The 14979-nt window shown below is 59.4% G+C and carries 11 protein-coding genes; all 11 read right to left on the bottom strand.

Going from position 1 to position 14979, the window contains the following annotated elements:
- Nucleotides 1–16: 16 nt before the first annotated feature.
- Nucleotides 17–703 (bottom strand): N-acetylmannosamine-6-phosphate 2-epimerase, encoded by a 687-nt coding sequence (locus tag ACTQXO_RS05080; protein ID WP_441038757.1) that lies wholly within the window; start codon nucleotides 701–703, stop codon nucleotides 17–19.
- Nucleotides 704–773: 70 nt separating this feature from the next.
- Nucleotides 774–1739 carry an ROK family protein gene (locus tag ACTQXO_RS05075; protein WP_427728775.1) on the bottom strand — a complete coding sequence of 322 codons (966 nt, stop codon included), beginning with the start codon at nucleotides 1737–1739 and terminating at the stop codon, nucleotides 774–776.
- Nucleotides 1740–1909: 170 nt separating this feature from the next.
- Nucleotides 1910–2830, bottom strand: coding sequence for a dihydrodipicolinate synthase family protein (locus tag ACTQXO_RS05070; protein ID WP_427718650.1), 921 nt, complete (start codon nucleotides 2828–2830; stop codon nucleotides 1910–1912).
- Nucleotides 2831–2898: 68 nt separating this feature from the next.
- Complete coding sequence (locus ACTQXO_RS05065) at nucleotides 2899–3750, bottom strand: acetylxylan esterase (RefSeq protein ID WP_441038758.1); 852 nt, start codon at nucleotides 3748–3750, stop codon at nucleotides 2899–2901.
- A complete protein-coding gene (locus tag ACTQXO_RS05060) occupies nucleotides 3743–4720 on the bottom strand; it encodes an acetylxylan esterase (protein WP_427728772.1) in 978 nt (325 codons plus the stop codon). The genes ACTQXO_RS05065 and ACTQXO_RS05060 overlap by 8 nt, the downstream gene beginning before the upstream one ends.
- Nucleotides 4721–4800: 80 nt before the next feature.
- Nucleotides 4801–5628: an ABC transporter ATP-binding protein gene (locus ACTQXO_RS05055; protein ID WP_154517508.1), complete on the bottom strand. Its 828-nt coding sequence runs from the start codon at nucleotides 5626–5628 to the stop codon at nucleotides 4801–4803.
- Nucleotides 5629–7644 (bottom strand): dipeptide/oligopeptide/nickel ABC transporter permease/ATP-binding protein, encoded by a 2016-nt coding sequence (locus ACTQXO_RS05050; RefSeq protein WP_154517511.1) that lies wholly within the window; start codon nucleotides 7642–7644, stop codon nucleotides 5629–5631.
- Nucleotides 7645–7647: 3 nt separating this feature from the next.
- Entirely contained in the window at nucleotides 7648–8604 is a 957-nt protein-coding gene (locus ACTQXO_RS05045) for an ABC transporter permease (protein WP_370450641.1), read from the bottom strand.
- A 157-nt stretch (nucleotides 8605–8761) separates the two neighbouring features.
- Nucleotides 8762–10369: an ABC transporter substrate-binding protein gene (locus tag ACTQXO_RS05040; protein WP_427718660.1), complete on the bottom strand. Its 1608-nt coding sequence runs from the start codon at nucleotides 10367–10369 to the stop codon at nucleotides 8762–8764.
- Between the two features lie 364 nt (nucleotides 10370–10733).
- The gene (uvrC, locus tag ACTQXO_RS05035; protein ID WP_441545524.1) at nucleotides 10734–12620 is read right to left on the bottom strand and encodes an excinuclease ABC subunit UvrC; all 1887 of its coding nucleotides are present in this window, start codon (nucleotides 12618–12620) and stop codon (nucleotides 10734–10736) included.
- Between the two features lie 60 nt (nucleotides 12621–12680).
- Entirely contained in the window at nucleotides 12681–14978 is a 2298-nt protein-coding gene (gene murJ, locus ACTQXO_RS05030) for a murein biosynthesis integral membrane protein MurJ (protein WP_441038761.1), read from the bottom strand.
- Between the last annotated feature and the right edge of the window lies 1 nt (nucleotide 14979).

The raw sequence follows: 14979 nt of genomic DNA, 5'->3' as shown, positions 1-14979 counted from the left end.
GGATACGAGGCCCGTCTTACGCCTCAAGCGCAGCCTTGAACCAACTCGTAATACTTGTGGGGTGCGTAATGGCAGTGCCAACGACAACGGCCCAGGCGCCGGCGTCAATCGCGGCGCGAGCCTCCTCGGGCGTATGCACACGACCCTCGCAAATAATGGGAAGACCGGGGAACTCCCCGGTTGCCTGGCGCAAAAGCGGCAGGTCGGGGCCGTCTGCCATGGTGCAATCGATGGCGGCGACGCCATGCGAAAGCGTAGTGGAAACCAAATCGAAGCCCATGTCGACCGCGCGGCGGATATCCTCGATCGTGGCGCAGTCCGCCATCAGAAGCACGCCCTCCTCGTGCAGCGGACGAAAAGTGTCCTCGAGCGACTTGCCATCGGGGCGCGGACGATCGGTGGCGTCAATCGCCACGATGTCAGCACCGGCAGCAACGCAGGCGCGGGCGTGACGCAGCGTCGGCGTGATGTAAACGCCCTCGTGTCCATCCTTCCACAGGCCGATAACAGGAACCTCACAACGACCCTTAATGGCAGCAATGTCGGCAAGGCCCTGGCAACGAATGGCGGCGGCGCCACCGAGTTCGCAAGCGCGAGACATTTGAGCCATGGTCTCGGGCGTACGAAGCGGCTCGCCCATATACGCCTGAACGCTCACGATGAGCTTACCCTTCAGGGATTGAATTAAAGGATCGACGGTCATAAGGCTATAACCTTTCTCAGAACAGCCTCCCGAGGCGTGTCGTCTCGGGAGGCTCCTACAGCAGATACGTTTACTTTAACGAGGCAAGAAGATGCTCGGCGGCACCGATAAGCGGTGCGTCGCCCTCCAGAGAACCGATGAGGATCGGCGTGTCCTGAAGCGGATCGAGCGCTTGGCTGGCATAGCCCTCGTGTACCGAATCCTTCCACGTCTGCGAACGCCAATCGGGTCCCTGGTGAATTACGCCACCCGAAAGCACGATGACCTCTGGATCCAGAATGTTGGCGAGCGAGCCCAAGCTAGCGCCCAATGCAAAGCCGGCATCGTGGATGACCTCGGTCGCCTTTGCGTCACCCGCGCGGCACAGGTCGTTCACGTCGCGGCCAACCGAGGGACGGCTGGGGTCAACGCGACCGAAGCGCTCGTCGTACATGCGCCCAATCGACGTACCCGAAGCCACCGACTCCAGATGGCCGGAACGCCCGCAGGCGCAGGGAATGCCGGCGGCAGCCGAGCACTCGATGTGGCCCATATGGCCGGCAGCACCATGGAAGCCCTGCATCACGCGGCCGTTCTCGACATATGCGCCTCCGATACCCGTACCGATGCCCAGACACAAGACGGAGAACTTGCCCTTGCCGACGCCCCAATGGGCCTCACCCAGAGCATGAGCCTGCACGTCGCCTACAACGGCAACGGGAAGACCGAGGTCCTCGCGCAGACGCGGCCCCAACTGAACGCCGGACCAGCCGGGCATGATCTCGTTGGCATACGCGATGGCGCCCGTCTTGGGATCGACGACGCCAGCGGCACCGATACCGACGCCAAGGACCTCGACATCGGGATTCGCCTCGAGAGCGGCCTTGATGGACGCCTCGATACGCTGGAAGACGGCCTCACCGCCCTCTTGGGCCTCGGTGGGAACCTCAGCCTCAAATACGGGATGGGGCACGCCGCCATCAGCCGGATATTCCATAATGGCGGTCGCAATCTTGGTGCCACCGATATCAACGGAGCAGATGTACTTGTTCTCCATGTCGCTCTCCTTAGGAGATAAAAACAACTACAGGAAATAAAGGCGGTGTTATCGCCGCAGCTTGCTAAAGGCTTCCCGAGTGCCCGGGGTTGGGGTGAAAGCGGTCGGGCATTGACCTAATGGGTCACGCTCGATCGCTTGAGCCCCAAGATCGGGTGCCCGGGAAAGCTTTACAGGAGACCGTTGTCCTGGAGGACCTTCCTAATCGCCTCGACGTTCTCGCCGGTCATGGCCTTCACCGGGCGCGGCATGGTCGGGCTGTCGAAAATGCCCATGAGGTTCATAGCGGTCTTGAAGGCGCCAACGCCACCGGCATAGCCCTGGACGCCCGAGGTGACGTCCCAGATGTGCGAAATCTCATTGAGGCGATCCTGCTCGGCTTTGACGGTAGCCCAGTCACCAGCCTGAGCGGCCTTCCACTGACGCACGTAGCCCTCGGGCTCAACGTTGGCGAGACCCGGGACAGAGCCGTCGGCGCCACCAAGGTAGGCACCGTCGACGACGACCTCATGGCCGGTGAGGATGCTCATCGGATGGCCGTTCTTCTCGTTCTCCTGAACGAGGTAGCGGAACGAGACGTCGTCACCCGAGGAATCCTTGACGCCAGCAAGGACGCCCTCGGCGCCGAGCTTTGCAAGGAGCTTCCAAGGGAGCTTGGTGTGAACGCACACGGGAATGTCATAGGCAAAGATGGGCAGGTCGAGCTCCTCGTGCAGGATGCGGAAATGCTCCTCGACCTCGGTCATGCCCTGCAGGGCATAGAACGGACAGGTGGCAACGAGCGCATCGGCGCCCAGCTCCTGAGCAACCTTACCGTGCTCAATCATGCGCTCGGTCTCGGTATCGATGATGCCGACCAGAACAGGAACGCGGTGGTCGACGATTCGAACGGCCTCGGCGATGATCTGTCGACGACGCTCGTCGGTGGAGAAAACGACCTCACCCGAAGAGCCCAAGAAGAACAGGCCATCGACGCCGGCGTCGATCATGCGGTTGATGCTGCGCTCAAAGGAGGCAACGTCGAGCTGGTGATCTTCGGTATCGGGAACAACGACGGGAGGAATAACGCCGGTGAATTTCTGAGTTGCCACAAGAATCTCCTTAGTTGTCTGGCGGGTGGCCCTATGCCGCCCACTCTTGTTGGCAGTGTCCAGGCCGTCTAGGCCAAAGAACACAGGTAGAACGCTTGGTTAAAGAAGTCGACGACTTCGTTTTCGAACGCATTGATGCGTTCGTGAGCATATTTGGCATAGATAATATGCCTCCGGTCACACTCAAGACCGTTGAATACGGCAAACTGGCCCTTGGGATCGCTCACGGCATCCATGAGCGATGTACCCATGAGTACCGATCCGCGCACCCGAGACGACAGCGCTTCGAGGCCGCCGGGAAGCGGATTGGCAACCGCCGTGCAGGCAAGGCCCCGCTCGTCCAGAGCAGAAACCGCCAGCGCGACTCCACCGCCAAGGCCCTCGCCCCATGCAAAGATGCGGTCGGGGTCCATGCCGTCAAGATTGCGCGCGACCTTTGCCATTGCACAGCCCCAGCGGACGCGTTCAACAAAAACGGGCGAGGTAACCCCCTGCTGCAGCTCGCTGAGCCCAATCACATCGTCGTCCAGCGCAAGCACGGCATATCCCATGGCGGCAAACCTCGTCATGTGATGCCATCCACGTACGGGTCGGTCGATGTCGTGAAACATCAGGCATAGCGGCACAAGCTCGGATGCCCGGGCGCAACCTGAGGGCTCAATCAAACGGCCGTGTACGACTTCCCCGGCAAGTTCAAAGGAAACCTCGGAGTAGTGCGCGCACGGATTGGCGAAATCAATCGCCGTGACAGTCAGTCCGCAAACCTCAAAGTCCGAAGCGGCTGCCTCCAACTCGGAAACATCCGCCAAGGCATCGCCACGCCAATCACGGAAATCGGAGAGCCTTGACGAAACCGTCCCAGAGATCCCCGCAAGCTCGGGGTCAATCAGCTCATTGACATTGCTCTCGCACTTAGACATGAGCCTCCCCTTCCTTGCAGAAAAACGGAATGATCAGATCGTCAAAATCCTGAATCTCCTCGTGGCCAAAGCCCTCAAAGAACTCATGGCGCTTCTCACAGGTCAGGTTGTTGTAGACCGCAAACTGCGTCGCCGGTGGACAGACGATATCGGCCGTTCCCGTGCCAAACAGCACGGGGCATTTGACCATGGGGGCAAAGTTCTTGGAATCGAAATACGCCAGCTTGGCATAGGCCTCGTCAATACGAGTCGAGTCCTCGTCAAACCAGCGAGACCAATAGCGCAGGCCCTCGTAGGCAATGTCGTCGGCATCCAAATCCCAGACCAGGCGGAAATCCGACAGGAAAGGATAGAGGATGGCGGCACGATTGATAAGCTCGCTGTTAAGCGCGCAGGTCGCAATGCCCAAGCCACCGCCCTGCGACGCACCGTTCACAAAAACACGGGCAAGATCGATGCCCTCGAGCTCGCGAACAATGCGGCACAGAATGCGGATATCCTGATGCAAGCGTACGTAGTAGAGATTGGCCGGGTCGCCGTCGATACCGGCAACGATATGCCCGGCAACCGTTGTGCCTTCAAATCCACCAATATCCTCGGAGGGGCCACCCTGACCGGGGCAGTCGAGGGCGACAAGTGCCATGCCCATACCCGCAAACGACGCCTGCTCGAACCAGCTGCGGCTTGCGCCCGGATAGCCGTGGAACTGTAGCACCAGCGGCACGGACTCGTCCGAAACCGGCTTGAGATACTTGGCATGCAGGCGGGCGCCGCACATGCCGGTATACCAGAGGTCAAAAAACTGGCAGGTCGCAGCATCGGCAATCGATGCCGCCTCGACCGAATAGTCGATCTCGACGGCGTCAGCCTCGGCCATGCGGTCGTTCCAAAAGAGATCGAAATCTGATGGACGAGGCATGGCGCCCCGATAACCACCAAATTGCTGTTGTAGCTCCTGAGCGCTTGGCATGGCTCGTGAACCCAACCTTTCGAAATCGCAACGAGGGTGCGCCCGGCAAGGGAGCCGGGCGCACAGGAGGGAAAGCGAACCTACTCGCCAAGCTTGGGGTGCAGCAGCGACGGCGCAGCACCGAGCAGCATCTTGGTGTAGGGGTCCTGCGGGTTCTGGAAGACCTGCTTGGCCTCGCCCTGCTCGACGATCTTGCCGCCGTTCATGACGATGATGTCGTCAGAGATGTAGCGGACCGTCTGGATGTCATGGCTAATGAACACCATGGCCAGGCCGAGCTCCTTCTTAAGATCGGTCAACAGGTTGAGGATCTGCGCGCGGACCGAAACGTCCAGAGCCGAGGTGGGCTCGTCGGCGATGATGGCGTCAGGGTTCAACGACAGGGCACGGGCAATTGCCACGCGCTGGCGCTGACCGCCCGAAAGCTGGCCGGGAAGAACCTCGGCGGCAGAGCTGGGCAGACCGGTGAGCTCCAGGAGTTCCTTAACGCGCTTCTCCTGCTCGGCCTCGGTACCCAGGTTGTGGACGCGCATGGGATCGAGCAGCTGCTCACGAACGACCATGCGAGGGTTGAGTGCCGTCGCGGGGTTCTGGAACACGACCGAGATGACGCGGCCCATGTGACGACGATCCTCGGCAGTACGCTTGGTGACGTCCTTGCCCTTAAAGTAGACCTTGCCACTCGTGGGGGCCTGCAGGCCGCACATGACATTAGCAGTGGTGGACTTGCCGCAACCGGACTCGCCGACGATGCCGATCGTCTGACCGGGCATGAGCTTAATGGTCACGCCTTGGACGGCATGAACCAGATTGGGGTGCAGGATCGAACCGGTACGGGTCCTAAAGGTGACGTGGACATCGTCAAGGAAGATAATCGGCTCGACGCCGTTGACCGCAGTCTCGCTCATCTACATCACCTCCGCATGAGGGGTCAAACCATTTGCCTTGAGCACCTCATCGGGGAGCTCGGAATAGAAGTGCTCGGTGCCGGGCACGCGCTTGAAGACCGGACGGGTGTCCAGGCCGATGTGCGGATGGCTTGAGCGGGGCGCGAAGCGATCGCCCTTGGGGAAATCGCGCGGGCTGGGGACGGCGCCGGGCACCTGGTGCAGGCGGCCCGAACCGCTCTCGATGGACAGAACGGAACCCAGAAGACCGCGGGTGTACTCGTGAATCGGGTTGGTGAGCAGCTCCTTGGTGGGCGCCTGCTCGATAACCTGACCGGCGTACATAACCGTGATGTTATGGGCGACCTCGGCGACCAACGCCAGGTCATGCGAAACGAAGATCATGGCAAAGCCGAGCTTGGCCTGAAGATCGTTGAGCAGCTTAATGACCTGCTTTTGGACGGTAACGTCCAGAGCAGTCGTGGGCTCGTCGCAGATGACCAGCTTGGGGTCGCGGGTAAGGGCCATAGCGATCAGAACGCGCTGACGCTGTCCACCGGAAAGCTCGTGCGGATAGCTCTCGAGCGTGCGCTTGGGATCGAGGCCGACGAGCTCCAGGAGCTCCTCGGCGCTGCGGGTGCCGCCGCGCTTGGTGAGCTGCTTCATCTGGGCGGAGATGAGCATAGAGGGGTTGAGCGAGGACAGAGCGTCCTGATAGACCATGGCGATATCGGTACCGCGCAGGCCGAACCACTCCTTCTTGCTCATCTTAAGCAGGTCACGACCCTCCCAGAGGACCTCGCCGGAAAGATGCTCGTCCTCATCGGTCAGGCCCATGATGGCCAGCGTGGTGATGGACTTACCGCAGCCGGACTCGCCTACCAGGCCCATGGTCTGGCCGGGACGGACGTCAAAGTTGACATGGTCGACGACGTTGATATCACCGTGGTGCTCAAACTGGATGCAGAAATCGCGGACCGAAAGAATCGGCTCAACGGACTCATCGGGCACATGGCGGTCGTTACGCTTGAGCTCGACATCGCGCAGGGCGCCAAGACGGGCGGACAGGGACTGGGCCTGCTCCTTGTAGGCGCGAACGGGGTCGGAGACCAGCAGGTCGGCCTCGCGGCGCTTGGAGGAATCGGTCGGATCCAGGGCGGCGGAAGGAGCAGCGGCCATAGCGTCGGTAATGCCCTCGGAGAGGATGTTGAGCGCCAGGCAGGTGATCATGATGGCCAGACCCGGGAACAGCGCCTGCCACCAACGACCGGCGAGCACGCCACCGCGGGCGTCGGCGAGGATGTTGCCCCACGTAGCAGTGGGCTCCTGGATGCCAGCGCCGATAAAGGTCAGCGAAGCCTCGAAGATGATAGCGTCGGCGACCAGGGTGACGGTGAAGACCATGATCGGGGCAATGCAGTTACGAAGAACGTGCTTGATCAGAATCCACGGAGCCTTGGCGCCGGAGACGATAACCGCGCGGACATAGTCCTCACCGTACTCGGATACGATGTTGGCACGCACGATACGGGCGATCTGCGGGGTGTACATAAAGCCGATCGCAAAGATAATCGACGGCACGGAGTTGCCCAGGATGGAAACGAAGACGGCTGCGAGGGCGATACCCGGGACAGACATGATGATGTCCAGGATGCGCATAATCGTCTCGGAGACGGCCTTGCGCGAAACCGCAGCAAGAGCACCGACAACGGAGCCACAGACCAGAGCCATAGCGGTAGCACCAAAGCCGATGATCAGCGAGTAACGGCCACCGTAGAGCATACGCGAAAGGATGTCACGGCCCTTGTCGTCGGTTCCGAAGATAAACCCGTTGCCGGGAGCCTGGCGAGCCGTAAAGATCTCGACCGGGCTATAGGGGGCAAGCAGGGGGGCAAGAATCGCAGTCAGGGCGACCAGCACCAGCACGATGGCGGCAATCTTAGAAGACAGCGTCATCTTCTTCCAGCCACCGAGCTTGAGCCCCTTGGAGGCAGCCTTCTCGAGCTGCTCGGTTTGCTTCTCTCGAATCTTTACCATAATCTACACCGTCCTGATGCGCGGGTTGATGAGCAGGTAGAGCATGTCAACCACGATGTTGATGATGATGAAGGCAAGAGCAACGACGATGACGACGCCCTGAACCAGGTTCGCCTCGTTGCCCTGAACGCCCTGCAGGATCGCAGTACCCATGCCGGGGAGGTTGAAGATGACCTCGATGACGACGGCGCCGCCCATGAGATAGCCAATCTTAAGACCGAGGGTGGTAACCGGGGTGATCAGCGCGTTGCGAAGAACGTTGATGCCGACGACGACCTTCTCGGGAACGCCGGCGCCGCGAGCCATACGGACATAGTCCTTGTCGAGCTCCTCGACCATGGCGGTACGCACGATACGAGTCATCTGACCCGTCAGCGGAAATGCCAAGGCGATGGCGGGCATGATCATGCGTCCCAGATAGCCAGCCGGATTCGTGGTGAAGTGCGGCAGGGCACCCGATGCCGGGAGTACCTTAAGGTAGGAAGAGAACAGCAGGATCAACAGAACGGCAAGCCAGAACGACGGGGTTGCCAAGCCGGCGATGGAAAAGACGCGGATCACTTGGTCCGGCCATTTATCGCGATACAGTGCCGCGATGACGCCGAGCAAAAACGATACGACCGCACCGATGGCAAGACCGATGAAGGTCAGCTGCATCGTGACGGGTAGGGCCGTGGAGATGCGCTTGGCAACGGAGTTGCGAGCAGCACCATAGGTGCCCATGTCGCCATGGATCAAATTGCCCATATAGCGCACGTAGCGCACGGGCCAGGGGTCGTCCAGACCATACTTCTCATGGTACTCGGCAACCGCCTCGGGCGAGGCACCGTCACCCAACGCCGTGTAGGCGGGGTCGGTCTTGGAGAACGACATAAGGAAGAACACCAGGACGGTGACGCCCAATGCCATGATCGGCAGCGCCACGAGACGCCTTCCAATCAAACGTAGAAAGTTGTTCACGTTCTCTCCCCTTTCTTTTGTCGGTAGGACCAACTGGTATATGAGTACGGACACTCATTACAAGACCCGAGCGACATCGTTGCCGCCCGGGTCTTTGTTTCAACTATGAGGATACGGTCCCAACGGCCGACATCCTGCATATAGACTCAAGCGAGTCTTACGCCTTGACGGTCGCGACACCCTTAAAGGACATGCTCGTCGTGCCAATGCCCTTGAAGCCATCGAGGGCCTCGCCGTTGGGCGCAGTGGACGGATCGTTCCAGGAAGCGGAGACGGTCTTAACGTGGACAACGGGGTACAGAACGGCGTTGTCGGCGATGATGTCGAAGCACTCGTTCCACTTCTTCTGCTGCTCGTCGCCCTCGGCGGCAAGAGCCTCGTCCATAAGGCCGTGGAGCTTCTGCCACTCAGCGGACTCCTTCCACGGGCAACGGGTCTGCATCCAGACGTTGTCGCCGTACCACCAGTTGAGCAGCAGGTCGGGGTCTGCGCCGAAGCAGGAAGGATCGCCAGGGGCAAGGAGGATATCGTAGGCCTCGCCGCCGTCGATGGCAGCATAGGTGGCCGGCGAAGTATCGGTCTGGATGGTCACATCGAAGCCGAGAGCGTCGAGGTCGTTCTTGACCTGGGCAGCCATACCCTTGATCTGCTCGTTATCGGTGGTGCGCAGGGTAATGGCGCCCGGGGTGATACCGGACTCCTCGATAAGCTTCTTGGCCTTCTTGGCGTCGGTCTTGTACACCGTGGAGGCCTCATGATAGTTGGTGAAGCTCTTGGGCAGGTAGCAGCTGGCAGCGGTAGCAAGGCCGGCGAAGGTGTTGCTGATCATCTTCTCGGTGTCGAGCGCATACATGACAGCCTGACGGACCTTAACGTCGTTCCAAGGCTCCTTGGCGACGTTGAACATGATGAAGCGGGTGCCGAAGCCCTGGACGTTGTCGATCTTGCAGCCGGCGCCCTCGAGCTGGTCGACGGCGTCAGCGGTAACGAGCTCCATGACGAGCGTGGAGCCTTCCTGCTGAGCGGTGACGCGAGCGGTGGGGTCGGTCAGGATGCTGTACTGGATCTTCTTATCCTCGGCAGCATACTCACCGTTGTACTCGGGGTTGGGAACCAGGGTGATCTCGGTATCGGAGATAGAGTCGTACATCCAGGGGCCGGAGCCGATCGGCTGCTTGGCGCGATCCTCCTCGCTCTGGGCGGCAGGAGTAACGCGAATGATGGCCAGACGATCCTTGAGCAGGGAGAAGTTGGGGACCTTGGTCTTGACCGTCACGGTGCTGGCGTCCTTGGCCTCGATGGACTCGAAAGGCTGGAAGAACGGAGCGTAGGTGGCAGAAGCGGCGCAAGCGGTGTAGGAGGCGACGACGTCGTCAGCGGTAACCTCGGTGCCATCGGAGAATTTGGCGCCCTTGCGGATGGTGACCTCGAAGGTGGTGTCGTCCACGGACTTGGGGTCATCGGTGGCGAGCTCGTTGAAAGTGCTGTAGTCGTGGTAATCGATGCCGTAGAGGCCCTCGACGACGTGCCAGTTAGCGCCCAGGCCCACGGCGGAGCCGGTGCTGGCGGGGTCGAAGCTGGACGGAGCGTAAGCGGAACCGGCGGTGATCACGCCGCCGCCACGGTTGGCGGAATCGGCGGGAGCGGAACCCTCGTCGCTAGAGCTGCCACCGCAGCCAGTGAGACCAAAGCCGGCGACAGCAGCGACGCTGCCGGTGAGGCCAAGGAACGAACGCCTGGACATACCCTTATTGATGATGGCCATGTCTTCTCCTATCAATAGAGAATCTTACCCGGGAGCACCTAAACTTGCCCCCGCGCAACTTGCGGACGATATATACCTTACCTACCGACAAACCCAACTGAGGTGCCGCGCTCGGCGACCGATACATACATACGCTTGAACGGTATTTACTACCGTTCACCGAATTCGTTGACAAACGATACAGCAGACAGTATGTATCGGCGAGGTGAGATATCAGTCTTCGTCAACCCGCAGGATAGCAGGGTTTTCGCTTGGGTTAGTCAAACGTTTTAGCGTTAATAAAACCCGAAACCAGCAGGCAATCATGGCGAAATAAATGGTTGAAAATCGCGCAATCATGTATATCAGTTGTTTATGCTCGTGTTTAGCTATCGGAATGGCCAGCCGCGGCCTCGGCGCGCTCGGCATTCCATGCAACGAGCGCCTCGTGGACCGCCTTGGCAACATCGGCAGGTATGCCGCGAACTTCCGCGATCTCTTGCTCGCTCGCCGCGCGCAACCGCTTCATCGAGCCAAAATGGCGCATAATTGCACGTTTTCTAGTGGGTCCCACGCCTGGAACGTCATCGAGTACCGAAACCGTCATGGCTTTATCGCGCAATTCGCGATGGAACGTGATGGCAAAACGGTGCGATTCGTCGCGCACCTGCTTGATGAGATAGAGCGACGCAGACCCGGTCGGAAGTACGACAGGAGTCTCGTCCCAAGGCACGAAAACCTCCTCATCGGCCTTTGCCAAACCACAAACTGGTATATCGAGCCCAAGGGCCTCAAGTTGCTTAATTGCAGCCGTCAATTGCGGCTTGCCGCCGTCGACAACGAGCAAATCGGGGCGCGAGCCAAAACGTTCGTCGGTCATCCGCTCGGGAGCATAGCGACGCCCCAAAACCTCGGACATCGAAACGAAGTCGTTCGCCTCGTCCAATTCGGCCTGGATTTTAAAGCGGCGGTACTGGCTCTTGTCGGCGTGGCCGTTGGTAAACACCACCATCGAGGCGACCGTAAAGGTGCCATGAAGCGTAGAGATATCGAAGCACTCGATTCGCATTGGCGGCGCAGGTAGCGCCAAGGCGCTCTCAAGCTCCAGGAGCGCTCGATTGGTGCGATCGTCGGCGTATCCCGTGCGCATCATATAACGCATGAGGGCATGACGCGCATTTTTAGATGCCATATCGAGCAACCGGTGTTTTTCGCCGCGCTGAGGCCTATGGAGATGACAGGAACGCTCGCGCTTGTCCGAAAGCCACTCCCCTAGCGCCTCCGCATCCTCAAGCTCGACGGAAAGGTTCACCTCGGCTGGAATATCAGCCGTCTCGTCGTAATAGCGCTTGAGAAAGCCCGACTGAAGCTCCTCTTCATCGACATCCAGGCCCTTATCGAGAATGAACTCACAGGTTCGAACCGTTCGCCCCTCGCGCACAACAAACACGCAGGCGGCCGAAATGGTCTCTTCTCGATAGAAACCAATCACATCGAGATCGACACTCGACGGAAAAACGACCTGCTGTCGGTCGTCCAGGCCCCTAATAACTTCCAAGCGACGCTTGACGCGCGCCGCCCGCTCAAAATCGAGCGCTTCGGCGGCGTCCGTCATCTCGGATGTAAGCTCATCAACGACATCTTTACGATGGCCCGACAAAAATCGCTCGACGCGTTTAACGTTTTTAGCATAGTCGGTTGGAGAGATCGCACCGACGCATGCCCCCGGACCGCGGCCAACATGGAAGTCAAAGCAGGGACGCCCGTTTTGAGCGCAAATCATATTGACGATATCTTCTTCGCCCTTGTGGGACTCGACGATACGGCGGCATCGACGCCATTCCGCACAAGAAGCCGAGCAGATCGGGATTACCTTGCGCAGCGTATCAATGGTCTCGCGCGCCGCGCGGCTGTCGGTATAGGGACCAAAATAACGCGTTCCCGGCTTATGACGCTCACGAGTATATTTAATAGCTGGGAACAGATCGCTCTTGGTGATAGCGATAAAGGGATAGCTCTTATCGTCCTTAAGGTCGACATTAAAGTACGGATGGTATTGACCGATCAGGTTGCGCTCGAGCACCAGCGCCTCGTGCTCGTTCTCGACAACGATATAGTCAAAGCTCGCAACCAGCTGCATCATCAGTGGAATCTTTTGGCGCTCGTCCTGCAGCGTCACATATTGACGCATGCGCGAGCGCAGATTTTTAGCCTTGCCAACGTAAATGACATCGCCCTTGGCATCTTTCCAAAGGTAGCAGCCAGGCTGCATGGGCACACGCGAAACCTGTTCGGCAAGCGTTGGAATGTTGTCATGACCTGCCACGACTGCCTACCTGCGGCGAAGAAGCGCGGAGACCTCAGGCATCTTAAGAAGGACGGCAAGGCCAAAAGTCACGGCAAGCGAAACCATGCCCGCGATGCAAACATAGCCCAAGGTAATAAGAATCGATCCGCCAAGCGCTCCGACAAAACTCTCGAGCGCCCACAAAACGCCGGCACCCGCTGCGGCACCCAGGCCGCCGAGCAAAAGGCCATAGAAGCAGCCGTGCAGAATAGATTTAACCTGAAGACCCTGCAGGCGACGACGCAGCCACCACAGCGAACAGCCGACCAGAATAACATAGTCGACAACATACGACATCGCAATCGCAGGCATGCCATAGCCCAGCACCACACCAAACAGCAGAACCGAACCAGCCTGACCGATGGCAGAGTATAGGCAATAGCGACTATAGGGCTTCATGTCGAGCAGCGCCGAGAAGCTCTTCTGCATCAACACGACCACGCCGTAGAGCGGCAGGGAGAGCGCCAGATAAACCAGAAACTCGGACACAAGCGCCACACCCGACTCGTCGAACTTGCCGGCGCAATAAATCATGTTGAGCGGACGGGCAAACACCATGAGATATAGCGCGAAAGGAATCAGGAAGAAGAGCATCTGGGCCACGCCGCGCGAGATACCAGCGCGCACGCTGTCATAATCCTTTTCCTGGGCATCGTGCGAAAGCTCGGTATAAAGCGCCGTCGAGAGCGAGGCGGCTATCAAGGCATAAGGCAGTGTGTACCAAAGGCGCGCATAGGCAATTACAGAAGGACCGGTCTCGGGCTGCACCACCAGCGCGGCTGCGTTGGTAATGGAAGTCGACACGAACATGCATACCGTAGCGAGCAACGTCGGGACGCCGAGCGCGAGCGTCTGTCGCAGTGCAGGATCCTTGAAGTCGATATGAATATGAGGCCGGACACCATGCTTACCGAGTGCGGGAATCTGGCACGCCATCTGGACAAAAACGCCAAGCGTCGTGCCGAGCGAAATCAAAACGACGCCCGCCCGCTCACCAAAGCAGGCAGATACGGGAGCGAAGCCCATAAAACTCGCAATGACAATCACATTGTTGAGTACCGGGGCGAACGTCGACCAAAAGTAGTCACGATGCGCGTTAAGAACGCCCGAGAACACCGAGCCCAAGCCGTAGAACAAAATCTGAATGGCAAAGAAACGGAACATGAATGCAGCGGTATCCATGCTTCCGCCATCGCCCGAAAGGAACGACTGCGTCCAGATAAAGCCCGGAGCAAACACGGTGCCCAACACCGAAATGCCGCCCAGCAGCAAAAGCAGGATGCCGAGCAGATTACCTACGTATTCGTTTGAGGCGTCGCGACCCTGCTCGCGACGCACGCCCATGTAAACCGGCAAAAAGGCGGTAACCAACATACCGCCCATCACGAGCTCATAGAGCATATTGGGCAGGTTGTTGGCGACCTGATAGGAAGACGAGAGCAGCGACATGCCGATGGCGGCAGCCATAGCCCAAGTACGGATAAACCCGGTGACACGCGACACAATGGTCAGTGCAGTCATGAGGCCGGCAGAACGGCCAACCGTAGAGTAGTCCGACGAGCCCATATCATCTACGTCGTCCTGTGATTGGGGGCTGACTTCAGTGTGTTGTCGAGAATCAACCTCGATATCAGGCTCATCGATTATCGCGAAGGGGTCGTCGACCAAAACGGCATCATCGGCAGAAAAAGCTCCGTCAACAGGCGTGACATCGCTGTCAAACGAAGCGTCATCGTTAGCTACGGCATTATTACCAAACACCGTGTCAACTTCCCTGGCGGCAGCGGTTCGACCAGAAAACGACAATAGATCCCAATCATCGTCGTCGACAGCAACGCCCTCGACCGGATCGGTCGAGCCGAGCGGTGACCACTCGTCATCCAAAAGCAACCGCTCGCCATCACCGTCGGTTGCAGGCCTCGCGGGACGATTGGCTGGGACACCCTGCAGTGCGCCCTTTCCCTGAGCCGCCATCAAAAACACCGCCGTCTCATCGGGACGCGGCGCACGAGACGCCCCGGCGTCAGGCATCCGTCCGGCACGGGATTGAGCCGCGGCCAAAAACACCGCCGTCTCATCGGGACGAGCCGAAGAGAGAATCGTACGGGGAGGCACCGTACCGGCACCGGCGGCACGCAAATACACAGCCGTCTCCCCTGGATCTGCAGCAACGGACCAAGCGTTTCGAATCTGGTCATCGACCGAAGAAGCCTCAGGCGCGGGCGTCTGAGAAGCCGAACCCTTTGCAAAGTGAGCTCCGCGCTTCGATTCTTCCTGCGGCATC

It is taken from the genome of Collinsella sp. LCP19S3_D5 (assembly GCF_052121415.1).
GTDB lineage: Bacteria > Actinomycetota > Coriobacteriia > Coriobacteriales > Coriobacteriaceae > Collinsella.
This window is presented reverse-complemented; position numbering and strand designations above follow the sequence as displayed.